Source organism: Vibrio rubrogenes (genome assembly GCF_059641415.1).
Map to the genome: position 1 here is coordinate 1 of NZ_JCARSY010000024.1, position 23,714 is coordinate 23,714.

At 45.5% G+C, this 23,714-nt stretch carries 22 protein-coding genes; 8 read left to right on the top strand and 14 right to left on the bottom strand.

Annotated elements, in window-relative coordinates; translation table 11 throughout:
• The 6 genes from AC55NX_RS15150 to AC55NX_RS15175 all read right to left on the bottom strand — a co-directional run.
• The coding region (locus AC55NX_RS15150) for a hypothetical protein (RefSeq protein ID WP_496996487.1) at nucleotides 1-1,104 on the bottom strand (1,104 nt) is incomplete at its 3' end.
• Nucleotides 1,105-1,130: 26 nt separating this feature from the next.
• Nucleotides 1,131-2,114: a hypothetical protein gene (locus AC55NX_RS15155; protein WP_496996488.1), complete on the bottom strand. Its 984-nt coding sequence runs from the start codon at nucleotides 2,112-2,114 to the stop codon at nucleotides 1,131-1,133.
• 871 nt (nucleotides 2,115-2,985) lie between these two features.
• On the bottom strand, nucleotides 2,986-3,267 hold the full coding sequence (locus tag AC55NX_RS15160; RefSeq protein WP_072961590.1) for a type II toxin-antitoxin system Phd/YefM family antitoxin: 282 nt from the start codon (nucleotides 3,265-3,267) through the stop codon (nucleotides 2,986-2,988).
• A 595-nt stretch (nucleotides 3,268-3,862) separates the two neighbouring features.
• Nucleotides 3,863-4,741 carry a HEPN domain-containing protein gene (locus AC55NX_RS15165; protein ID WP_496996489.1) on the bottom strand — a complete coding sequence of 293 codons (879 nt, stop codon included), beginning with the start codon at nucleotides 4,739-4,741 and terminating at the stop codon, nucleotides 3,863-3,865.
• 210 nt (nucleotides 4,742-4,951) lie between these two features.
• Nucleotides 4,952-5,188: a hypothetical protein gene (locus AC55NX_RS15170; RefSeq protein WP_496996490.1), complete on the bottom strand. Its 237-nt coding sequence runs from the start codon at nucleotides 5,186-5,188 to the stop codon at nucleotides 4,952-4,954.
• Nucleotide 5,189: 1 nt separating this feature from the next.
• On the bottom strand, nucleotides 5,190-6,764 hold the full coding sequence (locus AC55NX_RS15175; RefSeq protein ID WP_496996491.1) for an S-type pyocin domain-containing protein: 1,575 nt from the start codon (nucleotides 6,762-6,764) through the stop codon (nucleotides 5,190-5,192).
• 306 nt (nucleotides 6,765-7,070) lie between these two features.
• On the opposite strand from AC55NX_RS15175, the gene AC55NX_RS15180 reads away from it, so the two are divergent.
• Nucleotides 7,071-7,355, top strand: a complete 285-nt coding sequence (locus AC55NX_RS15180) for a hypothetical protein (RefSeq protein ID WP_496996492.1) — start codon at nucleotides 7,071-7,073, stop codon at nucleotides 7,353-7,355.
• Between the two features lie 669 nt (nucleotides 7,356-8,024).
• Here the strand turns inward: AC55NX_RS15180 and AC55NX_RS15185 are convergent.
• The 4 genes from AC55NX_RS15185 to AC55NX_RS15200 form a co-directional block, all read right to left on the bottom strand.
• Nucleotides 8,025-8,903, bottom strand: coding sequence for a HEPN domain-containing protein (locus tag AC55NX_RS15185; RefSeq protein ID WP_496996493.1), 879 nt, complete (start codon nucleotides 8,901-8,903; stop codon nucleotides 8,025-8,027).
• 149 nt (nucleotides 8,904-9,052) lie between these two features.
• Complete coding sequence (locus AC55NX_RS15190) at nucleotides 9,053-9,442, bottom strand: type II toxin-antitoxin system death-on-curing family toxin (protein ID WP_318584952.1); 390 nt, start codon at nucleotides 9,440-9,442, stop codon at nucleotides 9,053-9,055.
• Nucleotides 9,442-9,612 carry an acetyltransferase gene (locus AC55NX_RS15195; RefSeq protein WP_318584953.1) on the bottom strand — a complete coding sequence of 57 codons (171 nt, stop codon included), beginning with the start codon at nucleotides 9,610-9,612 and terminating at the stop codon, nucleotides 9,442-9,444. The genes AC55NX_RS15190 and AC55NX_RS15195 overlap by 1 nt, the downstream gene beginning before the upstream one ends.
• 359 nt (nucleotides 9,613-9,971) lie before the next feature.
• Nucleotides 9,972-10,865 (bottom strand): LysR family transcriptional regulator, encoded by an 894-nt coding sequence (locus tag AC55NX_RS15200; protein ID WP_496996494.1) that lies wholly within the window; start codon nucleotides 10,863-10,865, stop codon nucleotides 9,972-9,974.
• A 153-nt stretch (nucleotides 10,866-11,018) separates the two neighbouring features.
• Between AC55NX_RS15200 and AC55NX_RS15205 the strand changes: the two genes are divergently transcribed.
• The 6 genes from AC55NX_RS15205 to AC55NX_RS15230 all read left to right on the top strand — a co-directional run bounded on the left by AC55NX_RS15205 (nucleotide 11,019) and on the right by AC55NX_RS15230 (nucleotide 15,741).
• Nucleotides 11,019-11,891, top strand: a complete 873-nt coding sequence (locus tag AC55NX_RS15205; RefSeq protein WP_496996495.1) for a Vmh family MBL fold metallo-hydrolase — start codon at nucleotides 11,019-11,021, stop codon at nucleotides 11,889-11,891.
• A 64-nt stretch (nucleotides 11,892-11,955) separates the two neighbouring features.
• Nucleotides 11,956-12,285, top strand: a complete 330-nt coding sequence (locus AC55NX_RS15210; protein ID WP_496996496.1) for a MoaF-related domain-containing protein — start codon at nucleotides 11,956-11,958, stop codon at nucleotides 12,283-12,285.
• A 26-nt stretch (nucleotides 12,286-12,311) separates the two neighbouring features.
• Entirely contained in the window at nucleotides 12,312-12,962 is a 651-nt protein-coding gene (locus AC55NX_RS15215; protein WP_496996497.1) for a GNAT family N-acetyltransferase, read from the top strand.
• A gap of 186 nt (nucleotides 12,963-13,148) precedes the next feature.
• On the top strand, nucleotides 13,149-13,679 hold the full coding sequence (locus tag AC55NX_RS15220; protein WP_496996498.1) for a chorismate mutase: 531 nt from the start codon (nucleotides 13,149-13,151) through the stop codon (nucleotides 13,677-13,679).
• Nucleotides 13,680-14,100: 421 nt separating this feature from the next.
• Nucleotides 14,101-15,471 (top strand): ethanolamine permease, encoded by a 1,371-nt coding sequence (gene eat, locus AC55NX_RS15225; RefSeq protein ID WP_496996499.1) that lies wholly within the window; start codon nucleotides 14,101-14,103, stop codon nucleotides 15,469-15,471.
• 51 nt (nucleotides 15,472-15,522) lie between these two features.
• The gene (locus AC55NX_RS15230) at nucleotides 15,523-15,741 is read left to right on the top strand and encodes an aspartate/glutamate racemase family protein (RefSeq protein ID WP_496996500.1); all 219 of its coding nucleotides are present in this window, start codon (nucleotides 15,523-15,525) and stop codon (nucleotides 15,739-15,741) included.
• Nucleotides 15,742-15,896: 155 nt separating this feature from the next.
• Here AC55NX_RS15230 and malG read toward each other — a convergent pair whose 3' ends face one another.
• The 3 genes from malG to malE all read right to left on the bottom strand — a co-directional run bounded on the left by malG (nucleotide 15,897) and on the right by malE (nucleotide 19,667).
• Nucleotides 15,897-16,787, bottom strand: coding sequence for a maltose ABC transporter permease MalG (malG, locus tag AC55NX_RS15235; protein WP_496996501.1), 891 nt, complete (start codon nucleotides 16,785-16,787; stop codon nucleotides 15,897-15,899).
• A 14-nt stretch (nucleotides 16,788-16,801) separates the two neighbouring features.
• Nucleotides 16,802-18,367 (bottom strand): maltose ABC transporter permease MalF, encoded by a 1,566-nt coding sequence (gene malF, locus AC55NX_RS15240; RefSeq protein ID WP_496996502.1) that lies wholly within the window; start codon nucleotides 18,365-18,367, stop codon nucleotides 16,802-16,804.
• Between the two features lie 106 nt (nucleotides 18,368-18,473).
• Complete coding sequence (gene malE, locus AC55NX_RS15245) at nucleotides 18,474-19,667, bottom strand: maltose/maltodextrin ABC transporter substrate-binding protein MalE (RefSeq protein ID WP_496996503.1); 1,194 nt, start codon at nucleotides 19,665-19,667, stop codon at nucleotides 18,474-18,476.
• A 421-nt stretch (nucleotides 19,668-20,088) separates the two neighbouring features.
• Between malE and malK the strand changes: the two genes are divergently transcribed.
• On the top strand, nucleotides 20,089-21,240 hold the full coding sequence (gene malK, locus AC55NX_RS15250; protein ID WP_496996504.1) for a maltose/maltodextrin ABC transporter ATP-binding protein MalK: 1,152 nt from the start codon (nucleotides 20,089-20,091) through the stop codon (nucleotides 21,238-21,240).
• A gap of 143 nt (nucleotides 21,241-21,383) precedes the next feature.
• Here malK and malQ read toward each other — a convergent pair whose 3' ends face one another.
• Nucleotides 21,384-23,594 carry a 4-alpha-glucanotransferase gene (gene malQ / locus AC55NX_RS15255; protein WP_496996505.1) on the bottom strand — a complete coding sequence of 737 codons (2,211 nt, stop codon included), beginning with the start codon at nucleotides 23,592-23,594 and terminating at the stop codon, nucleotides 21,384-21,386.
• Nucleotides 23,595-23,714 lie beyond the last annotated feature (120 nt).

Consider the following 23,714-nt stretch of genomic DNA (forward strand, 5'->3'; position numbering starts at 1 on the left):
AAAACCATTTTTCTTGATATCTGCTCTAACCGAATCTTCACATCGAACACAGGCAAAATATTCAATTTTTTCTACATCCCCAGTAACAAATTCGTCACAGTGAGGGCAAATTAAAGCAGCCCAACCTCTGTCAAAACAATTTATACAACTCCACAGCCCGTCAATAAAGAAGACTGTAGGCTTCTCTCCTTCACATTCGTGACAATAGGCAATCCATTCACCTTCCTCATGACTGTCATCGCCTTGTGAGTAGCGTTTTTTACACTCAGAATAAACATAATCATCATCGATTTCACCGCCACAGTACGGACATTTGGTTAATTTCTTATCAAAAAACTCAAATTCTTGTCCACAATGCTGACATGGAATTGTTGCTGCCGTTTTTTTAATCAAAAGATCTTTAACACCACAAACCATACATTCATAATCGTAACCCCAAGAATTTTTTTTAGTGATTACCGCCGAATCCATGCTGCAATGAAAACAAGTTGCAATTTCATCCCCTTGTTTTTTCTTTCTCTCGATTTCTGGAGATATTTCCCTAAAACGAGTAACAATAAACTCTTTCTGTCTCATTATTTTTTGATGAATACGTTCAATTTCATCATTATAACCATTAAATAATGTCGACCATGTATTTATAAGTAACTCATGTAGATAGTGCCATGAACTCCATTGCTCGACAACAACACTTGCTTTAGTAGCATCAATATCATTATAACGCGTATGTGCAAAATGAACTATTTGATTTCTATGTTCACCTAAAGCTGTAAAAGCATTGACAGCTTTATCAGGCAGAGGCTCTTTTAATATGTTTTTCATGCGTTGTATTGCATCATTCAAAAATACAGAATGAAAATCCCCAACCTGAAAGCTATCTAAATTTCCTATTTTTGGATCGCTAAGAATTAATGTCCAATGTTCTTTCATTAAGCGAGCTTTAAGAAATAACTCTATCGAAGAATAAAAGTCCACTATTGAATTTTTTGGTCTTTTATTTAAATTATCCATTGATGAATCTAAAAAATCGATTGCGTTATGTACTAAAGCATCAAACATTTCATCCTTGCTTTGCTTAATTTGTGAAATAAATTTACGTCCCATGAAATCCTCCCATGGTTTTTAACGTCTCAATCAGCTGCCGCGTTAGCGGTCTGCTGCATTGACTTGTTAGCATTTTCAGCCTCTAGCTTCTCCCTCACCACTGATTGCGCATATAAGAACCCTTTTCCATACCATTCCTCGTAGTTTGAAGAAATCGGGTACTTTCCATAGACATCAGTAAAATCATCCCACCAAGGATTTTCAAATGAGGGTCTTGACAGTACAAATTCAGGAAAAACTTTGCCAGAGAATAGTTTTTCAAATATATCTGGCTCTAGAATGCGGCCACCACACTTTAAGCTGTAACCATTTTTCTTAAGCTTTCTAATTAATTTATATAGACCATATATCTGGCTCCGCCCACCACCGCCAACATGACTACTAACATGCCAAATTCTTTGTAATATCTTGTATTTGCAATCCGATAGCTCTAGTAGAATAAAAACCTCACCGACTTCGGAGTTATTCATGATGAAATAGATTCTATTTGGTTTTTCTTTCTCTATCCCCGAATAATATTCGAGAGGGTCAAAGTTTGTTTGTTCTGGATTGTTATAGGGTGTTCCTTGACCGTGGATTAGCCAGTTTTTACTTATTCCGAACGTATTACAGAAGTGAGCAATAAACTCAAATGAAGGCTCCTCTTCCGCATTGAATACCCTCTCAAGCTCACCTATTTTATGTAGTTTCATTAGTTGAGCAAGCTTTGCAATCGTAAAAGGAGAATTCGAGTTTCCTTCATTCATTAGCTCTAGTGATTCCCTAAATCTAGAAGCCACTAGCTCAACTTCAGTAGGCTTTTTAATATCAGACTCAACCTTTACGCTTTTTTGACAATCACTTTCAACTACAACTTCTTTCTTATTAGAGTTGGATGACTTAATCAAAAGCCCTATCAATGTCAAAATAGCTGTAATCGCAACAATAAATGGCTCAAACCCTGGTTCGAAAGCAAGCCATAGTAGAGAAGCTATCAACACGATGGTGTTTAATACAGTTACGATATTCATCCTTGCTCCATACTGAGTGCTAACAATTTATTATATAGAACTACTCTAACCTGCTGTCATCCAATACAATCCTTCACATAATCTTATGAAAACACGTATGAAAAATATCAGTAAAACATCATACCAAGCAGAAATTACATCTCTGTGCCGTCTCTAACTTGCGCACAACTGATTCACCCACGCTACCACCATACGTCCTCTTATCATATATCTCGAATAAGCACCTAAACACGCTACATAGCATTGAATAGGTTACAGCAAACATCCAGAAAAAATTGACACAGATATGACATTCTTTGATATAGGTAAGGTTTGCAAGAAATTGCAGTGTTTAAACAATCAGTAAGGTGTGATGAAGAGGTTTGGTACACGAAGCAGTAACGCTGTTGGTTTGGTGCGCAATCCCGCTCTTCGATTTCATTAGCATCCTCGAACGAGCCCCAGTTCCTTTTGATCGATGCAAAAGGAACCAAAAGCATCTTTTTTGAGTTCAGCGCACGTAATCAGGGACGCTTTTATTCGCTCCTGCTCACGAAAAGCTTAAAATTCATCCCTGAATTTTACCCTGAGCACATCAATCAAGTTGGCTTTTTAAAAAGATTTCACCCAACTCAAATCAACCACCCACCGAAGAAAACCATTCAAGGAAGAATGGTTAGGCTTTTCCGGGCAGGACGCCCGTAAAAGCTGGTTCTGGAAAGCGCACGACCAAGCCAAACAAAAAAAGATTTTCTGGTTCGTCTTTCATCTCTGAAAGATGAACTGGCGCACTGAGCACCGATGTCTCTGAAATTGAGGAACGCAATTGTGCGTCAAATTAGGGAGCCGGAGGCTTGAAAGATAAGAAAAGCGAATGGCGCCCAAACCACATTCATTTTTTAATACGTTCCAGTACATTAGCCCGAGCGTCTTCGTTGGAAACTCCCATACCTGAAGCAAGTTGTGCTTCTGCCGCTCGCATTTCTTCAAGTAATTCTATTTTTTCTTGCATTGCTTCATATTCTTCTACATCCAGAACCACAGCAACCCCCTTGCCCCTTTGAGTAATCACCAACGGACGCCGAGTCTCATTGATTTGTTTGATAAACGAAGCCACACCTGAACGAAATTCAGATAACGGTTTGATGTCTTGGTCAAAGCGAATACGTTTCATTGCAAAAGCCTCTATTTGTACATAATTACGTACAAATAATAGTTCAACCAACCGTAACAAACAAGGTAACAGGGAAGCCAGCTTGAAATGATTAAATTGTGGTTTGGTGTAACCAATAGTAAATCTGTTGGTTTGGTGCGCAATCAGACTCCGCAATTTCATTAGCATCTCCGAAAGCGCCCCAGTTCCTTTTGATGGATGCAAAAGGAACCAAAAGCATCTTTTTGGGTTCGGTGTGCGTAATCAGGGGCGCTTTTATTCGCTCCTGCTCACGAAAAGCTTAAAATTCACCCGTGAATTTTACCCTGAGAGCATCGATCAATTTAGCTTCGTTTTAAACATGTTTCACTTCACTCAAACAAACCACCCAACCAAGAAAACCATTCAAGGAAGAATGGTTAGGCTTTTCCGGGCAGGACGCCCGTAAAAGCTGGTTCTGGACAACCCGCGACCAAGCCAAACAAAAAAGATCTTCTGGTTACGCTTGCATCTCTGCAAGAGTAACTGGCGCACTGGGCACCGATGCCTCTGAAACCGAAAAACGTAATTGTGCGTCACATTCCAATGCCAAAAGCTACGAATCAAACGACAGCCCTCAATCCCCTATTCTCCCCCGACAAACCTGTTCGGTTAATGCCTGCAACCGCTGCACCTCTGCCACCAAATAATTCAACTCTTCTTCAGTAATTTCGTAGTGCGCAGAATAACGCGCATCAACATACGCCCGTTGCAGACGCCGAAAACTACGGCGGTGAAATTTGTTGTCCATCGGGAAAATCTCAGCAAAGGCCGGATCAATCTGCGCACACAAATTACCGAGTTTCTCGATATTGTGAGACTTCGGCAGGTAGTTGGTACAAGTGAGCAATGTACAGGCAAAGAGTTTTTCTGTGACTTGATGAAGTGTAAAAGCGGCATCGTGAATCATTGATTTTTCAAACGCGAAATGAAACATTTTTAATCCGCTGCATGAACGCTTAAACCAGTGTTCATAATGCTTACGGGCTATCTCTCGCAGCTCTTCCTCAGTCAAATCCCCCGGCATCGCTAACGGTTTCGGCGTCGCGGCAAACAGTTCGATCCCCTCTTCGCGGATATCCTTAAAAAAATAGTGACTCTGTTGCAACCGCTCGTTCACTTCCTTTAAATCGTGAACAATCAAACCCAACGGTGCCGATTTCACTTTGCGATCAATTTGCTCTTCGGCCCGCTGCCAGACTACATAATCCTCCACCAAGGCGGCTTTATTAACGATCACCAGAATATCGTAATCGCTGATATAACCATTGACCGGATCCTTGACCCATGTGCCTTTGGCATGGCTGCCGAACAAAATGATTTTCAGAATGCGAAACTCACTCTTACTACCCTGTTTGCCTTGCAGGTAATCTTCCAGTGTATCGCGCAGAATCGTTGAGATGTCCGCCAGCTCACGCTGTTTGTATTCAGGCAGATGGTCGAGGGATGTTTTCATAATCGCAGTATTGAGGCTCGTTGTGGATGAATAGCGCTAGCATAAAAGAAGCAGCTGACAAAGAACACCATCACCATTCGTTTTACATTGTTCCTTGAGAAAAATGCGATGCAATTCAAAGGAGTAGCGAATAGCTTTCCTTATTTCAGTTCGAGTCTTGTGAACGAGGGAATGATTTCTTCACAGGTCTATTTTTCAGTGCAGAGGTTTTTAAGCATCATTCTGAGCGTATGCAATAATTCTATCAATCGATGATGTCCCTAAATCCTTCATAATCTCTTGCACCAGAAAAACTTCTAAAAAATATTCATATCCCTCTGGCGCTTGCCCATCACTAGGCTCATTACAAACAATGGCTTCTGAATCCGAATTCCAGTTGCTATCAATGTATATTGTATGTTCAGAATCAAAGGCATCGATATTTTGTATGATTTCATTCAATGTCATCTCATTTTCCCCATATTGCGTAACCCCCTTTATTCTTTGGATGAAGAACATCCCATTCTTCACTCCCTATTGTATGCTGAGAACGAGGAACCAAAATCATTTCCCCTTCCCCGATTTCATGATGCCAAGTCCAGCCGTCGGGCGGTCTACGTGGCGCTAACCCTGTTGGTGTTCTCTCCAAGTGAATGCCTAATGATCTCATTTTTTCTGCAAATTCGGGATCTTTCTCCATTTGTTGCAATAAATTTTCATTGGCTTCTTGAAAATGTCTAGCCCGTGAGACCCCCGGATATGAATCGGGTGAAAGCGTTGTTTTAAATCCTGCTGAATAAGCATCTTCACTATACACCACATACAACGGCGGTAACCCAGTCTCTGCCGGAAAGGTCAGAATATAGTCTTGCAGATCCGCATCAGCAATTGGCGTGATGTAGGTGTCGTCAAATTCTTGCCCTTGCTCCGCTTGCGGATGAATCCAGATATCGAACTTTTCCATCTCCGGGATGGGATTGACAAGGATCGGTTTACCGCCAAAATCTCCGCTGATCGGCACCCATTCAATGATGACATCCGGCTCTAACTCAACAGCAAACCGCTCACCAACCCGTTTTACTTCACGCTTAGGGATATCCGTCCCATTGACGTGATAGCCGTAAATCCGATTATCAGCATTGAACCCTAAGCGAATATTGGTTTCAACCGTGTCTTTATTACTCATATCAGCAGCGCTGTAGAGCGTACTGTCCGCTAATTTGTTCGGCACAAATGCAGCCAGAATGCCAGCTCGCCCGATAATTTTAATCGCCATTCCCGGCAGTTCTGCCAGCGCTGCACCGCCAATACGCGTTAAAAAAGCCTCTTCAGAAACGGTACTGATCCCCTGCCCGACGGCAAGTGTATAAGCCGCATAATCCCCCAGCGCAGAAAGCGACTCTCTTTGTGTACCGATGTCACACGTACCGCTCGGCACCAGCGCAGATTTGGCAAAACGGGAGGGTTTGACGGGGGGCTTGTTAAATGCGTTTTGCCATGCAGATGAAGGCAGTGGGATTTTATCCAGCTCCCGTAGTTGCTCTTGACGCTGCCTGACCAGCCGCTCTGCTAAAGTGAGTTTCACAGGTTCGCGTTCGACATAAGGCTCGGTATACACAGAGGCATTCACACTGCCGGAATAAGATGAACCAATGCCATGATTGACCAATTCAACTCTGCCGGTATAAGCCTTGTTAGCCAGCAAGTCGAGATGAGGCTCAACCGCAGGATTGACTCGCCAGTATGAATTGCCCCATTCATCCCGATCTCGAATCAGCAAAGGAATCGATGGTACATCAGTCAGCAATACCTGATGACCGCTACGCAGCTGTTCAAGAAAATCAGCAAAGCGCATTCCAGCAGGCATGACAGATTTCACATCTGACTCACGTAAGGAGGCAAAATCCCCTTCAACTTGAGCAAATTCATAACGCATCAGATTATAGATTTGAGTGGTTTGATAGTTCATTGACGTTGTTGACTGAGCCGTGATTGTTTTTATCGATGGATGCTTATTGATAAAGTTATTTTCATATGAATCCACAATTATACTCAAATGGATTTATAAAACATGTTTAAATTTGGGGTTTTGATGGGGAGTGGATATTTTTGGAATGGGGGTAACAGGGAGGCTCGGTTGAGGTGATTAAATTGTAGCTTGGTGTGTTCAATAGTAAATCTGTTGGTTTGGTGCGCAATCCCGTTCCTCGCTCTCATTGCCATCTCCGACTGCGCCCCAGTTCCTTTTGATGGATGCAAAAGGAACCAAAAGCATCTTTTTTGAGTTCAGCGCGCGTAATCAGGGTTGGATTGATTCGCATCCTGCTCAAGCAATCCTGAAAATTCATCCGTGAATTTTACCCTGAGATCATCGATCAATTTAACTTTATTGATTCAGTGTTTCACCCAACTCAAATCCACCACTCAACAAAGAAAACCATTCACGGATGAATGGTTAGGCTTTTCCGGGCAGGACGCCCGTAAAAGCTGGTTCTGGAAAGCGTTTGATCAAGCCAAACAAAAAAGATTTTCTGGTTACGCTTGCATCTCTGCAAGAGTAACTGGCGCACTGAGCACCGATGTCTCTGAAATCACTGACGCTGATTGTGCGTCAAATTTGGGAGCCGGAGGCTAGGAAAGTGAAAATGATGGGTAGAGTATTGATCCGCTGAAACCTCTTCAATCAAAACAAAAAAGATCTTCTGGTTACGCTTGCATCTTGGCAAGAGTAACTGGCGCACTGGGCACAAATGCCGCTGAAACCGCAGAAAGAAATTGTGCGTCAAACTGCCACGCCGGAGGCTGAAAAAGTAAGAGGATGATGCTGAGTTTGGGACGTAATAACTTTCTTCGATCTCATTGCCATCTCCGAAAGCGCCCCAGGTACTTTTTCAAGGCCGAAAAAGTACCCCAAAAGGCCTAGGTTTAAGTTCAGCACGCGTAATCAGGGGCGGATTGATTCGCATCCTGCTCAAGCAATCCTGAAAAATCGTCCATGATTTTTCACCCTGAGAGCATCGATCAATTGAGCTTTGTTGATTCAATGTTTCACGCTATTCAAATCAACCACCAAACAAAGAAAACCATTCACGGATGAATGGTTAGGCTTTTCCGGGCAGGACGCCCGTAAAAGCTGGTTCTGGACAACATGCGACCAAGCCAAACAAAAAAGATTTTCTGGTTACGCTTGCATCTCTGCAAGAGTAACTGGCGCACAAAACACCGATGTCTCTGAAACCGCAAGACGTAATTGTGCGTCAAATTTAGGAGCCGGATACTGAGAGAATCAAAATACAACGATCACTCAATCCCCTATTCTCCCCCGACAAACCTCTTCGGTTAATGCCTGCAACCGCTGCACCTCTGCCACCAAATAATTCAACTCTTCTTCGGTGATTTCGTAGTGCGCAGAATAACGCGCATCAACATACGCCCGTTGCAGACGCCGAAAACTACGGCGGTGGAATTTGTTGTCCATCGGGAAAATCTCAGCAAAGGCCGGATCAATCTGCGCACACAAATTACCGAGTTTCTCGATATTGTGAGACTTCGGCAAGTAGTTGGTACAAGTGAGTAATGTACAGGCCAAAAGACGTTCTGTTGCCTGATGAAGATCGAAAGAAGCTTCATTCAAAGTCAGCTCCTTCAAGGAAAAATAAAATTTCTTCAGTGAATGGGAAGCGCTACTGAACCACTGCTCATAATGCTTACGGGCTATCTCTCGCAGCTCTTCCTCAGTCAAATCCCCCGGCATCGCTAACGGTTTCGGCGTCGCGGCAAACAGTTCGATCCCCTCTTCGCGGATATCCTTAAAAAAATAGTGGCCTTGTTGCAACCGCTCGTTTACTTCCTTTAAATCGTGAACAATCAAACCCAACGGTGCCGATTTCACTTTGCGATCAATTTGCTCTTCAGCCCGCTGCCAGACTACATAATCCTCCACCAAGGCAGCTTTATTGACGATCACCAGAATATCGTAATCGCTGATATAACCATTGACCGGATCCTTGACCCAACTGCCTTTGGCATGGCTGCCGAACAGAATAATTTTTAGAATGCGAAACTCACTCTTACTGCCCTGTTTGCCTTGCAAGTAATCTTCCAGTGTATCGCGCAGAATCGTTGAGATATCCGCCAGCTCACGCTGTTTATATTCGGGCAGATGATCGAGAGATGTTTTCATAATCGCAGTATTGAGGCTCGTTGTGGATGAATAGCGCTAGCATAAAAGAAGCGGCTGACAAAGAACACCATCGCCACTCGTTTTACATTGTGCCTTGAGAAAAAATGCGATGCAATTCAAAGGAGTAGCGCTATTTGTAGTTGTGATAATTATCGCCCCTTTAGATACTGAGCATACAGCACGTCGGCAAAATCAATCTCACTAATTTCTTGGATAACTAAGTCACGAACTGCGTCTGCTAAAAGATCATTATCTTCGGTAATTTCGTAGTCATTTAGAGAAAGGTATTCCAAAGCAACAGCTAGACCAGTTCGCTTATTGGCATCAGGGCAAGCATGAGAAACTGCAATAGAGGCTGTATATTTTGCCGCAATTTCAAATACATCATCTAATCCCTGATAAACAATTGCATTGTCAATACGACTTAAGGCACCTTGCAACTTTGGAATATCAACAGCCCCTTTCATACCCGGCTCGGTTGACAAGATCAACGCATTAATTTCAATAACACGCTCAAAAGGAAAGCAAATTATATCCATTACATATCAGCCAATTTTTCAAAAGTCTTCGGATGAGTCCTTAGTGCTAATTTTGTCTCAGACTTTACGATTTGACGACCATAGTCACCAGACAAATCTAGCTGCTTCGTCGCCTTAATCTTTGGCCTTTTAACTGCTTGAACACCATAAGCTTCAACTTTACTATTCATCTTTTTGCACCTTAAACGACGACATTGATCTTGGGTATTATAGCTTGATAAACCAGAGAAAAACATAACGCTGCAACAGCAGTAAACTAGACGTGTTATCAATATATTTGACTGTTACGGTTTCTACCCCATTTGACCTGATTACATCAGTCAATTTAGCTTCGCTTTAAACATGTTTCACTTCACTCAAATCAACCACCAAACCAAGAAAACCATTCAAGGAAGAATGGTTAGGCTTTTCCGGGCAGGACGCCTGTAAAAGCCGGTTCTGGACAACGTGCGACTCCGTCAAACAAAAAAAGATCTTCTGGTTACGCTTGCATCTTGGCAAGAGGAACCAAACGCTCGATAGATTTAACTTACCAGTGGGGCGATGACGCTATTTCTTCTACAAGAAAATCAATAAAGCCTCGTTGCAAAGGTGTAATTTGTTTGCGATTTGCATACACGATATAAACTCCTAACGATTTAGGCTTCCATTCCGTCAGCAGTTCCACCAACTGGCCGCGTGCTATCAGAGGTTTCGCAGTAGCTACAGGCTGTAAACTAATCCCATGTCCTTTTAATGTTGCAATCAACAATACTTCAGAGAGATTAGAACTAATCGTTCCAGATATCGCTACAGACTCTGGCCCGTTGGGGCCATCAAAAACCCACGCTGCTCGTCCATAGTAAGCAAAGGATAAACAGTTGAAATAGACCAGCGATTGTACATCGGTCGGTTTGCCTCTTTTCTGAATATATTCTGGCGAAGCGCAAACAACCGATCGGCATTCTCCAATGCGTTTTGCTACGACATTTGGCTCTAAATCATTGGTAATACGAATCGCCAGATCGATACGGGATTCAACCAAATTAACCGAATTATCAGTGGTAAGAATATCAACAGAAGTTTGTGGCCATTTCTCCATAAACTTACCAACCGCATCGATCAGCAAACTGTCAACCAGAGATAAACTGGTTGTTAGTCTTAATTGCCCTTTTAATTCAGTGGAATTCTGGCTACGGATATTCTCCAAAGTTTCTGTCATCCCTAATAACTGGTGAGCAACATTTAACGTTTCTTCTCCGGCCGACGTCAAACTAAGGCGTCTCGTTGTACGGTGTAATAAACGCGTGTCCATCCAGCTCTCCAATTCTGCAAGATAGCGAGATACTTTTGCCCGGGAAATGTCTAATTTGTCGGCAGCACCACTTAAGCTTCCTTGCTCAACAATCGTTGAAAACACGTGTAATGCCGTAAGCCTATCCATATAACCTCATCTAATTAGATCGATAAATGAAACAGTAATCACCGAATTATAGGGTATTTGCACCAATTATAAATCAATACAATAGATTTTATTGAACTGAACGAACGCGAGTATTACGTGTTTTCTACAACCAAATATAAGTAAGGGTCACTGATGAAAAAGTTAACAACAACACTAACTGCCGGCGCACTACTTCTATCAGGCCAGGCTCTGTCTTCGGATCTAACGTTACAGCAATATAAGCCCGGCAAAGACGCTATTTTTCCAGTCACTTCTACATTAGTGAGCGGGCAAAAAGATGCTATTTTATTTGATGCTCAATTCAGCGTCAGTGACGGTCAGGCACTGGCTGATACGATCAAGAAAAGCAACAAAACATTAACCATGATCTATATCACTGCCGGTGACCCTGACTACTATTTTGGTCTGCAACCGCTATTAAAAGCTTTCCCTGAGGTCAAAGTAGTTTCAAGCCCTTCAATCGTCGAGCATATTCAGAATACCAAAGATGCAAAATTGAAATATTGGGGACCGATCCTTGGTGAAAATGCACCAACTGAGCTATTTGTTCCTCAACCATCAAATCAAACCACAATCTCACTCGAAGGCCATAATATCGAAGTTAAAGAGATGGGCACATATCAGGCTTATATGTGGATTCCATCGCTAAAAACAGTCTTTGGTGGTGTATCGTTAACATCTGGTATGCATGTTTGGACCGCAGATACGCAAACTAAACAAGCTCGTGGAGCTTGGGTTCAATCACTGGAAAAAATGAAATCACTACAGCCGGAGCTGGTTATCCCTGCCCACTATTTAGGTGATGCACCGGAAAAAGATGAAGCTATTGATTTTACCATCAACTATCTGAAAACATTCGAATCTGCACTATCTCAGGCAGACAAACTAGAAACGAAAAAGTCACAAAAAGTCATTTCTATCATGAAAGAAGCTTACCCATCACTACCAGGTGAAAGTGACTTAGAACTCGGCAGCCAAGTAAACACTGGCGAAATGGAATGGTAACTCAGGCTTAATTCGTACTTAAGAGTCAGTCAACAATAGGCTGACTCTTTTAGGAATATATATAATGAACCTTCAATTAACTCAACTATCAGGGTTGAGATTTCAAATTGACTACCCTGAATTCTCATTTGAAAATAGATATCTGGATGACAAAACGGTTGTATGGAAGTCGATTAATGGTCTGTCAATGACAGGCAAAGATGCCGGTGTGGAAGTCACAGAGCAAGCGACGGTTATCAATTTGACCCTGAATGAATTTCTTGTTAGTTGGGTAGAAGAAAGTGGTTTAGGAGTGACACAACACCTTAACTTCAACTCAGGCCAAATCCATTCACTGATTCGGGATGGTGGAAAAATTATCGCAGAAACAGGTAAGTTGACTATTCTAGATTGAAACAAACGACAAAAGCAGGTTAAAAAATGATGCATGTTCATTACCGCAAAGCATCTCAGCAGGACTTCGAGACCATTACCGACATTTTGGCAACCAATATAGATCTTAGCGTATTCACTTCTGTAAGAGATAAAGATGCTCTCGCCCACCTAGCAACCATTTATATTGCCAATGATTTTAAGAGCAGCACTTTTATTGAGATAGCAGAACATGACGAAAAGATATGTGGAATCATACTCGGCTCAACCACGCTCACTAATGAAAAAGCCGTAGAGTTTGACTACGAAGCGGCTGTAAAAAAAGCGAAAGCAACGTTACAAACAACGGCATCTGGACAACAAGTGCTTAGCGACCTGAAACAACAAAAACTACTCAGTCAAACGGTTGAACATGATTGTGATAGTAAACTACTGTTTTTTTGTGTCGACAAAAAATACCGCCGTCATCAAATCGGTACAACCTTAATTCATGCATTTGAAAAGTATCTGTCAAACCTGAATGCGAAAGGTTACTCACTGCATACCGATACTAATTGCAGCTACCAGTACTACGAAAATAACGGATATCAGCGTATTGAAACCTGTATCAATCGTTTTGATCCACAAGTTGAGCACTACACCTATATCAAAATACTGGCTTCAAACCCACAACTGGATATTAATAAAAAACACGCATAACTCCGATTCGCTATCTATTTCGGCAAATGGTGCGTCATATTATGATACCGAAGGCTGGCAAAGTAAAAACGATGATGCTGCGGCTGAAGACGCAACCTCCTTCCTCAACGCCAGTCATGAAATCTATTGCGCCAACGACAAATAACTCTATGATAATCAATCTTATTCATAAAATATGAGGTAGTTATGTTTAAAACGATAACCGTACTGGTCGTGGCATTGTTATCATTCAATGTATTCGCAGCCCCGACACCTGCGGAGATTTTTTCAACCATCGACCAGCGACTCAGTTATATGGAAGATGTAGCCTTGTACAAAGCCATCCATAGAAAACCGATTGAAGATATTGAGCGTGAAGTGGTTGTGATTGACAAAGCAAGTCAGTCCGCAGCGCAAAAAGGATTGGACAAACAGAGTGTGGTCGGATTTTTTAAAGCACAGATCTCAGCCGCCAAAGCCATACAGTATCGCTATCGTGCTGATTTATTAAGCCAGCCGACGACCGCTCAACCCAGAGACTTAAAAACGGTGATTCGCCCTGCGCTGATCAAACTCGGCAACCAAATTAATACCGATATTGCTGAGTATCTGCGCGACGGCGGGCGTTTCTCCGCAAGCGACTATGCCACATTTAAAACGACCCTCAATTCGAAATACCTCATTGACGCAGATAAAAAAGCCCTGTTTCAAGCGCTGACTCAGATACGGCTTCAATGACGATCTTCATGCCGGGCACAACTCTGTGCCCTGCTTGACGATGACCTGATATTCACGAATCATGCACCGAAAAAAACGCACAAAAACAGTTCTTCATGCACAATCATTGAGCAAATCGCGCTGTCCACGGCCACTCTCTTCACTGATCTTCCGGGGCTTTTTCAGTCGCAACGCGTTCTATCACAATCTCAGAATATTGACAGTTTTGTATCATATGATCCTTACTGAACGACCAGCCATCCTCGTCTGACGAAATCGACACCCTCTACGCTCATACCCCAACAGCCATTTCGCCGCTCGCTTTCACGCCAGCAAAGCCATTCAGGCACACTTTAAGCATTGGACGTCTGTCATATTGTTGAAAACATGGATGTTGGGAAAGGATCTCATCGTCATGGAATGAAATGAATGGAGGACAATCATGACCGAAAAATTGAAACCAACGCTGGGCACAATTCACCTGTGGGGAATTGCGGTCGGACTTGTGATCTCCGGTGAATATTTTGGCTGGAGCTATGGCTGGGGCGTTGCCGGAACACTCGGGTTCCTCATCACGACAGCCTTAATTGCTATCATGTATACCTGTTTTATTTTTAGCTTTACTGAACTGACCGCTGCGATTCCACACGCTGGCGGGCCGTTTGCCTACAGCCGTCGCGCTTTCGGTGAAATCGGCGGTTTAATTGCCGGTTATGCCACGTTAATTGAATTTGTTTTCGCCCCGCCTGCGATTGCGATGGCAATCGGTGCTTATCTCAATGTCCAGTATCCCGGTTTGGATCCGAAATATGCCGCCGTCGGCGCTTACATTGTTTTCATGGGCCTGAACTGTCTGGGCGTCAAACTTGCCGCAACTTTTGAATTATTTGTAACCATTTTAGCGGTGATTGAATTGTTGGTGTTTATGGGCGTCGTCGCTCCCGGATTCAGTATGGCGAATTTCACCGCCAACGGCTGGGCCGGCAGTGATACCTTTGGTTTCCATGCTATCACCGGCGTCTTCGCAGCAATTCCGTTTGCGATCTGGTTTTTTCTCGCCATTGAGGGCGCGGCCATGGCTGCTGAAGAGGCAAAAGATCCGAAACGAACCATTCCTGTCGCCTATATCTCCGGGATTTTGACGCTGGTTGTGTTGGCGATTGGTGTGATGATATTTGCAGGTGGCGCAGGAAACTGGCAGGCACTGTCAGGGATTAATGACCCGCTGCCACAAGCGATGAAAATGATTGTCGGCGATAACTCCACCTGGCTGCATATGTTGGTCTGGATTGGCCTGTTTGGCCTGATTGCCAGTTTCCACGGCATTATTCTCGGCTATTCGCGCCAGTTTTTTGCTCTCGCCCGTGCCGGTTACATGCCCGCAGGTCTGGCAAAACTATCGGCATTCAAAACACCGCAACGTGCGATCATCACCGGTGGCATTATTGGTATCATTGCTATTTTCAGTGACGGTGTCATTAATCTGCAAGGGATGAGTTTAACCGCAGCGATGATCACCATGGCGGTTTTCGGTGCAATTGTGATGTATATCATGAGTATGCTCAGTCTGTTTAAATTGCGTCAGAGTGAACCACAAATGGTGCGCAGCTACCGGGCTCCGGGATATCCGGTCATTCCTGCCATTGCCTTGGTTTTATCCGTGATCTGCCTGATCGCCATGATCTGGTTTAATCTCATTATCGCCTTGTTGTTCGCGACCATGATGTTTGTCGGCTATCTCTATTTTCTTGCCACCAAATCTCAACGTGCCAAAGCCAGCGAAACCATGGTATTGAGTTCAGAACAAGTCTAACCCGTCATCCAAGTGCGGCCTTCCGGTGGCTCGACGAAATGTTGGTCAACCATGAAGAAGGCCGCGGTCTCAATTGATAAGGCGATTCAGGCACAAGAGAATTTCGATGCGGTTGTGACTGCCTGTTTCGATGATACCGGTCCGGACGCGGCTCGTTGCATCACGGACAAACCGATGATTGGTATTGGTGAAGCCGCTTACCGGGTGGCATCGATGCTCGCCAATAAATTCAGTGTTGTCACAACGCTTGCCCGCTCTGTGCCGGGATAGTCGATCTGACCGAACAATTATCGGCTCAATTTTCAATCCCGGTACTCGACGGGGTCACTTGTGCGGTGTCGCTGTGCGAAAGCCTGGTCAGGCTCCGGGTCAAAACCACGCGTCAGGGCAGCTATGCGCCGCCACCGACCGGGAAAGTGGCCGCATTAACCCTTCACGCCACCGGCTGTCAGACCACCGACTAACCAGCGTTGCGCTAACAAGAAAACGAGGGTGATCGGCAGTGCCGATAACACTGCGGCGGCGGCAAAATCCCCCCACAGGTAGTTTTGCGGATACAGATACTGCTGCATGCCGACCGCAAGAGTGTACTGATTAATATCAGACAGTAGCAGCGATGCCACCGGGACTTCACCGACTGCGGCAATAAACGACAGAATGAAAACAACAGCCAGAATCGGCACCGACAGCGGTAACAACACCAAACGGAAAGCCTGCCACGGAGTCGCTCCATCGAGGGCTGCGGCCTCTTCCAGCGAACCATCAATAGTTTCAAAATAACCTTTAATGGTCCAGACATGGAGTGCGATACCGCCCAGATAAGAGAAAATCAGTCCGCCATGGGTATTCAAACCAAGGAAAGGAATATACTGACCCAATTTATCAAACAGGGCGTAAATCGCCACCAGCGCCAGCACGGCCGGGAACATCTGGAAGATCATCATCGCCTTTAAGATAAGACTCTTGCCACCGAATTTCATCCGTGCAAATGCGTATGCCGAGGTGGTGGATAAGGCGACGATCAGCACCGAGGAGACTGTGGCAACCTTGACCGAATTCCACAACCAGGTCAAAACCGGAAATGGCGGCGGGGTGACACTCCCGTCTGCATGAGTCACCGCAAACCCCAATGCCAGTTTCCAGTGCTCCCAAGACGGATGTTCCGGAATAATGCTCCCTGTGGCAAAGTTTCCTTCCCGTAATGAGATTGCCACGATCATCAGCATCGGAAAAATAATCAGTGAGAGAAAGAAACATAAGCCAATATGCGTTACCCAGACCCGGTATTTCAAATTTTTTCCTTGAACCATTGCCATGATGCAACTCCTCCTTAATCTTGTCCTGCGCGCGTGAAACGAAGATTGATTAATGCCAATGCACCCACCAGTAAGAAAATCAGGGTTGCAATCGCACTGGCCAGACCGAAGTCCCGACCGCCGCTGCCCTCAAAGGCAATTCGGTAGGTGTAGCTGACCAACAAATCCGTATAGCCGGCAGGCTCGGTTGTACCGATCATATTCGGCCCGCCGCCGGTGAGCAGATAAATCATCACGAAGTTATTAAAATTGAACGCGAAGCTGGCGATCAACAGCGGTGTTAGCGGTTTAATCATCAATGGCAGGGTAATTTTGGTAAAATTATACAACGGCCCGGCCCCGTCAATGGCGGATGCTTCATAGAGATCTTCAGGAATCGCTTTGAGCAATCCCATACATAAAATCATCATGTAGGGAAAACCCAGCCAAGTGTTGACCGCAATAACCATAACCCGCGCCATGATGGGATCGGAAAACCATGCCGGTTTCAGACCGAACAGCGCATTCAGCACCATGTTGATTTCACCGAAACTTTGATTGAACAATCCTTTAAAAATCAGGATCGAAATAAAAGCCGGCACCGCATAAGGTAAAATCAGCAACACGCGATAAACCGACCGTCCACGCAGCGCTTCCCACTGCACGACACTGGCGAGTACCAAGCCAATGATCAGGGTCAGCCCGACGGTCAGGGCGGCAAAGGCCACCGTCCAGATAAAAATACTGATGAAAGGTTCTTTAATGCCGTCGTCCTGCCACACCCGTTGAAAATTAGCCGTCCCGATTTTGACGATAAATCCGGGAGAAATCGGGTCTTGGTAAAACTGGCCATCCTGATCAACCGGCTGATAAAAACCGATCTCCATATTGGGCTTGAGTAATTCACCATTTTGCTGATTACGCAGGGTTACGCCATCATCAAGCAATTGATACTTAGAGGTAATGGCTGAAAATCGCCGCAACCCATTCATCCGAATAGTCTGTTCTTGTGGCGTGACTAATTTCAGCTCAGCCAGCGTATCCCGATGTTGAATCACGGTTTTCAGTGATTCTTTTGTCCACCCTTGCGGTGGCCGAATGGGGGCTAATGCCAACTGTTTCGCCACATGGCGTCCCAATGAAAATGCCGGTGTCGCCAATAACTGCTCGCCGTCACGCACCACCAGACGGTAGCCATTTTGCTCGCGATAAAGAGTAAAAGGATAGTTCTGGCCGCTTTGGTAGGTTTGATCGAGTAATACCGACTGTGCCCGTTCCAACGAAAGCTGATTTTTGGCACTGTAATTGGTGAATGAGAGTCCGATGGTGTAAACCAACGGAAACAGAATAAACAGGATCATGCCGGCAATGCCGGGATAAATATAGCGATGCGCGTAGGTTTTCCGGCTGCCAAAAATGTAGAGTGCCAGCGCTGTCAGCACAATGGTTAACAAAGCAAACGCAATTTCACCACGCGCATACATCATGATACTGGCATAACCGTTCAGGCTGCCTATCGCAAACAGGGTCACCCATTTGATCCACTTGATTTTATGACCGGTACTCAAACTGCCGGGGTCTGCTTTCTGAACGAACTGCATAAAACTTCCTGAAATCTAATCAAGCTAATTCAGGTCAGGTGATACCAAACCAACTTCCCGTCACGGATGAATCATGACGACTCAGTATCACCTGCCCCGCTTCCCATTAATGTGCAATTTGCTTTTGCGCATCAGCCAATGCCGAGTCAACCGACTGACGCCCGTCAACCACATTGATAATGGCATTTTTCATTGAACTCCAGAATGCATTCATCTGCGGTATATTTGGCATAATCTCACCATATGTCGCATTGTACATGGTGGCAGCAATGCGCGGATCGCTGGAAAGTTTTTGCTGATAAGATTTCAATGCGACGGCGCCCAGCGGTTTATCGGCATTCACCATTGCCAGCCCTTCATCGGTCAATAAATAATGCTCAATAAACTCAACCGCGAGATCTTTATTCGGTGAAGCGGTGCTGATCCCGGCAGAAAGAACACCGACAAACGCTTTTGAGTTTTGACCATTAAACTTCGGCAATGTGGTGACACCGTAATGAATTCCGGCTTTGTCAATATTGCCCCAACTCCACGGTCCGTTGATGGTCATGGCTGTCTTGCCTTTGGTGAACTCGGACTCAGATACGGAGTAATCCATATCCGGTGAAATGACGTGGCTATCGACCAGCCCTTTCAAAAACGTCATCGCTTTGCGGACACCGGGTTTATTGACTCCGATATCATTGATGTCATAGCCCTTATCACTAAATTTAAACGCATACCCGCCATCGGCCGCCAGCAATGGCCAGGTGAAGTACGGTTCTTTCAGATTCCACATAATCGCGCTTTTACCCTGTTTGCTCAGCTTGTCATTCAGTTTGGCGATATCCTCCCAGTTTTTGGGCGGCTCAGGCACCAGATCCTTATTATAAATCAGCGACAGAGACTCAACCGCAATCGGATAGCCGATATATTTGCCATGATATTGGACAGCGTCCCAGGTGAAATCGAACATGTTGGCTTTGAGTTCAGGGGACGGATGAACCTCTGCAAGTAACCCCGCTTCAGCATACCCGCCAAACCGGTCGTGTGCCCAAAAAACAATATCCGGCCCGTCACCGGTGGCGGCGGTCTGCGGGAACTTATCCTGTAACGCATCCGGGTGGAGCACGGTCACCGGAATCCCGGTATCTTGTTCAAATTTTTTGCCAACTTCCGCCAGACCGTTGTAGCCCTTATCTCCATTAATCCATATCGTGAGCTGTCCTTCCGCAATGGCAGCATGTGCGCTTAAACTCAGACTCAACGAGCCCAGAGCTGTATAGGTGCAAATTGCGACAGCGTGTAGGGTCTTTTTCATGCGCTTATCCTTATTGTTCAACTTGTCGTAGGAGGTGATGCCATATGATGAAAAATATTGCTGCGTCCATCATCATCCTGAGCCCTACGCCCCTGAGATATAACGGTATTTTCGTGACTCCCATCAACATCTACACACCCGAATCACTTAAAAGTTAGATAAAATGTGATAGATAACACTTTTCCGCACAGTTTCTGACTAGGTGGCGTCTCCCCCGACCTCCTCCCTTCCCGAATGCTAATCCTTCGCTGTCCGCCCTGAGGATTGACAGACAGGAGGATGCACAGCGCCATCCTTTGACGCATACTATTTCCAACTCACCGCGTAAGGTGAAAGAATATCCGATAATAAGGTACAGTCACTGAGTATGGCTGCTCCCTTTCCATGTCACAAATCTATATTTGAGTTAAGGATGATCGAAATGGCAAGTGTCACCCTGAAAAATGTATCGAAGGCTTATGATGATGTCGTGATTTCCAAGGACGTGAATCTGGAAATCAACGACGGTGAGTTTGTCGTTTTCGTCGGCCCGTCAGGATGTGGGAAATCCACCCTGCTACGCTGCATTGCCGGCTTGGAAGATATCACCTCCGGTGATTTATATATTGGTGAACAGCGCGTCAATGATATTGAACCCTCCAAAAGAGGTGTGGGGATGGTTTTTCAGTCCTATGCCCTTTATCCGCATCTGAATTTGTATGACAACATGTCGTTTGGCCTCAAACTCGCCAAAGCCGATAAAAAAGCCATCCACACACGCGTTGTTGAGGCAGCGGAAATCCTCCAGCTCGGCCACTTACTGGACCGTCAGCCCAAAGCATTATCCGGCGGCCAGCGTCAGCGGGTTGCCATTGGCCGAACTTTGGTCTCAAGACCGAATGTGTTTCTCCTTGATGAACCGCTCTCAAATCTCGATGCGTCTCTACGGGTCAACATGCGCAGCGAAATTACCAAATTACAGCGCCAGCTCGGTTGCACCATGATTTATGTGACGCACGATCAGGTTGAAGCCATGACGATGGCGGATAAGATCGTTGTTCTTCAATTAGGTTCCGTCGCACAGGTCGGCCAACCGCTGGCACTCTATCATTATCCGAAAAATCGCTTTGTGGCAGGCTTTATCGGGTCACCGAAAATGAATTTTATGACCGTCAATGTCGAAGCCGCGGAACCGGAACGAGTCATGGTGCAATTACCCAATGGTGAGACCTTCTGGATTCCGGTTCAAGGCGATCAGGTTCATCCGGGCGAGCGGATGTCTTTGGGGATTCGTCCTGAGCATTTAATCAGTGCCGAATCCGCAGCATTCACCGTATCAGGCAAAGTGCAGATTGTGGAAAGACTCGGCTACGAAACGCAGATCTACCTGCATTTGAAAGGCGCGGATGCCAATGTGATTTATCGGGCGATGGATACCCTTGATGTGGTGGTCGGTGATTCATATACCATCGGTATTGAACCCAATCGTTGTCATCTGTTCCACAGTGATGGCCGGGCTTGTCCGAGACTCTATCGTGAAAAAGGGGTGGATTTCGATACGATTTATGATGATGCAGATGACGCATCCGTTTGATAGAAATGAACGGTTGATAGAAATGAACTTCATCGGGATGAATTCGTCACTATTTAGATAGAGATTCATCACTCCCAATCTAAAAAAACCGGTTCTCGTTTGAGAACCGGTTTTTTGATATTTCAAGCTTTTCAGATATCGTATCAGGCAGCCCGAATCTGAGTAAGCTTAACCAGCATGTTGCGAATTGCCGCCGACGAGAAAATCGTGGTTAGATCGGCAGACAGTTTTCTCCGCCAGTTGGGATATTGATCAACGGTACCCGGTACATTGACCGGCTCATCCATTGCCAGTAAATCTTCAAGCTGAATACTGACCAACGCTGAACGACCGGAGGCCACATGCAGCTGGATTAACTCACCCAATAATGGATCCATCACCCGGTGTTCCTCAGCCCAGTCCATTTGCTGAATACCTGCGCCATCTTCATCCCGTGAGTTAAACATCCCCAGAGCCTGCAATACGCCCTGACGCATCTGAGCACGATCATGACGCAGTTGTTCGAGTTGTGTCTCATCGGGATAGAGCCCCAGTTGTTGCCCCAACGACAGGTCTGAACCATGCCAGAACCCTCTCAGCGTCGGCATATCGTGTGTACATAAGGCAGTCATCGACTGATAAGGGTAGTCTGACGGCGGTGTATATACCCCTTGCTGAGATTTTTCGAAGAAAAAGACTTTATATGAGTGAATCCCTGCGGTTGCCAGAATCTCTGCCATTTGCGGCGGAACGGTACCTAAGTCTTCACCAATGATCGCACATTGATGTCGGTGTGATTCCAATGCGAGAATCGCCAGCAAATGCTCCACCGGATAATAGACATAAGCTCCCTCTTTCGCGGTTTTCCCCTGAGGTATCCACCACAGTCTCAATAACCCCAGCACATGATCAATCCGCAGCGCGCCACAATGCTTCATATTGGCTCTGAGTAGTTCAATAAAAGGGCGATAGGCCTGTTCCCGGAGCGTAACCGGATGAAATGGCGGCAGTCCCCAGTCCTGCCCGAGCGGTCCTAAAATATCCGGTGGCGCACCGACACTCACCGCTTTGACCAGTGTATGGTGATGGCTGTCGACCCAAGTATCACAACCATTCTTGCTGACACCGACGGCCAAGTCCCGATATAAACCAATCGCCATGCCGCGTTCCCGGGCCATTAATTGTGTTTCTTTCAACTGGCTGTCAGCAATCCACTGCAAGTACATATGAAAATGAATCGCTTCCTGATGCGTCTCAATAAAGGCTTGTACCGTCTCACTCTGATAGTCTTGATATTCAGGCGGAAACTGTGCCAATCCCCACGGCTGAGTGGCTTCGTGGTTCTCTGTCCCGGTCTGGCAGAATGTCTCGGACAACACATGAAATACCGCCAGCGCAGTCAGGCTCTCTCCACCTTGTTCCACAAACTGTATAAAGGCCTGTGCCCGCTCGGAATGATGCGCCAGATGACGGTGACGAAACTCCTGATACAACAACGGCAACACCATCATTTTAAGGGCACTCACTTCGGTGTAGTCAACCCACTTTTTAGCTCTTGTCTGCTCAAGCCGGTACTGAAAATCGGCACTGCCGACTAACGACTGAGCGGCGTGGCTGAGGACAAATTCGGGAACCGAACTGACGTCGATATAGAGCGTATTTAACCAGAAACGGGAAGACGGACTATAAGGACTGGCAAACTCCGGATGGACCGGGAAAAGCGTATGCAATGGGTTGAGTCCGATAAACTGGGCACCTTTATCTGCGACTTCGGTGATCAGTTGTTTCAAGTCACCGAAATCACCGATGCCCCAGTTAGCTTTACTGCGGAGCGTATAGAGTTGAATACTCAACCCCCACATTTTCTGGCCTGACAATAGCGCGGGCTGTTTATAACATGCTGCCGGCGCGATGATCAGCATACTCTCCTCAAGATGATCGGTCCGGTTATCCTTCACCCACAACTGATGATAGCCCAGCGTCAGCCCCGAGATACGCAGGGTCACGGTGCCATCTCGGTCGCGGTGATCCGCAAGGAGATGCGTTGCCACGTCACCATCAAAATGCTGATTGTCTTCGGTCCGGATTTGCCAAGAGAAATGTTGATATGAAACATCTCGGCCGATTCGGAGGATGATATCGACGGGTTGTTCGTCTCCGCGGACAACCACAACCGGCTCTGACAGGCGAGATTGATGTTTGTCTATCGCAGATGCCATGAGTCGGGCATCTTCTGACGTATCATAGCCCATAATGGCCAGAATCTGACGCAGCGTCTGCTCGGGGACTTCCGTTTCATCGCCCCATGCATCCGTGTAACACTTGGCTACCCCGGCAAGATCCGCCACATGCTCCAATGTTGGTTTTGTTATCATGTTTCACTCCAATGACATTGCATTGATAAGAATTCATAAGATGAAATGAGCCGAGGCGGAATGCTCGGCTCCGATACACCATGTCATTCGGTTTCTGTACTAACCCGTTGCTGAATAAAC

Coding starts and splice junctions, on each gene's coding strand:
- AC55NX_RS15155 (WP_496996488.1), bottom strand. CDS start 2,114: ATGAATATCGTAACTGTATTAAACACCATCGTGTTGATAGCTTCTCTA.
- AC55NX_RS15160 (WP_072961590.1), bottom strand. CDS start 3,267: ATGAAACGTATTCGCTTTGACCAAGACATCAAACCGTTATCTGAATTT.
- AC55NX_RS15165 (WP_496996489.1), bottom strand. CDS start 4,741: ATGAAAACATCCCTCGACCATCTGCCTGAATACAAACAGCGTGAGCTG.
- AC55NX_RS15170 (WP_496996490.1), bottom strand. CDS start 5,188: ATGACATTGAATGAAATCATACAAAATATCGATGCCTTTGATTCTGAA.
- AC55NX_RS15185 (WP_496996493.1), bottom strand. CDS start 8,903: ATGAAAACATCTCTCGATCATCTGCCCGAATATAAACAGCGTGAGCTG.
- AC55NX_RS15190 (WP_318584952.1), bottom strand. CDS start 9,442: ATGGATATAATTTGCTTTCCTTTTGAGCGTGTTATTGAAATTAATGCG.
- AC55NX_RS15195 (WP_318584953.1), bottom strand. CDS start 9,612: ATGAATAGTAAAGTTGAAGCTTATGGTGTTCAAGCAGTTAAAAGGCCA.
- AC55NX_RS15200 (WP_496996494.1), bottom strand. CDS start 10,865: ATGGATAGGCTTACGGCATTACACGTGTTTTCAACGATTGTTGAGCAA.
- AC55NX_RS15205 (WP_496996495.1), top strand. CDS start 11,019: ATGAAAAAGTTAACAACAACACTAACTGCCGGCGCACTACTTCTATCA.
- AC55NX_RS15210 (WP_496996496.1), top strand. CDS start 11,956: ATGAACCTTCAATTAACTCAACTATCAGGGTTGAGATTTCAAATTGAC.
- AC55NX_RS15215 (WP_496996497.1), top strand. CDS start 12,312: ATGATGCATGTTCATTACCGCAAAGCATCTCAGCAGGACTTCGAGACC.
- AC55NX_RS15220 (WP_496996498.1), top strand. CDS start 13,149: ATGTTTAAAACGATAACCGTACTGGTCGTGGCATTGTTATCATTCAAT.
- eat (WP_496996499.1), top strand. CDS start 14,101: ATGACCGAAAAATTGAAACCAACGCTGGGCACAATTCACCTGTGGGGA.
- AC55NX_RS15230 (WP_496996500.1), top strand. CDS start 15,523: ATGAAGAAGGCCGCGGTCTCAATTGATAAGGCGATTCAGGCACAAGAG.
- malG (WP_496996501.1), bottom strand. CDS start 16,787: ATGGCAATGGTTCAAGGAAAAAATTTGAAATACCGGGTCTGGGTAACG.
- malF (WP_496996502.1), bottom strand. CDS start 18,367: ATGCAGTTCGTTCAGAAAGCAGACCCCGGCAGTTTGAGTACCGGTCAT.
- malE (WP_496996503.1), bottom strand. CDS start 19,667: ATGAAAAAGACCCTACACGCTGTCGCAATTTGCACCTATACAGCTCTG.
- malK (WP_496996504.1), top strand. CDS start 20,089: ATGGCAAGTGTCACCCTGAAAAATGTATCGAAGGCTTATGATGATGTC.
- malQ (WP_496996505.1), bottom strand. CDS start 23,594: ATGATAACAAAACCAACATTGGAGCATGTGGCGGATCTTGCCGGGGTA.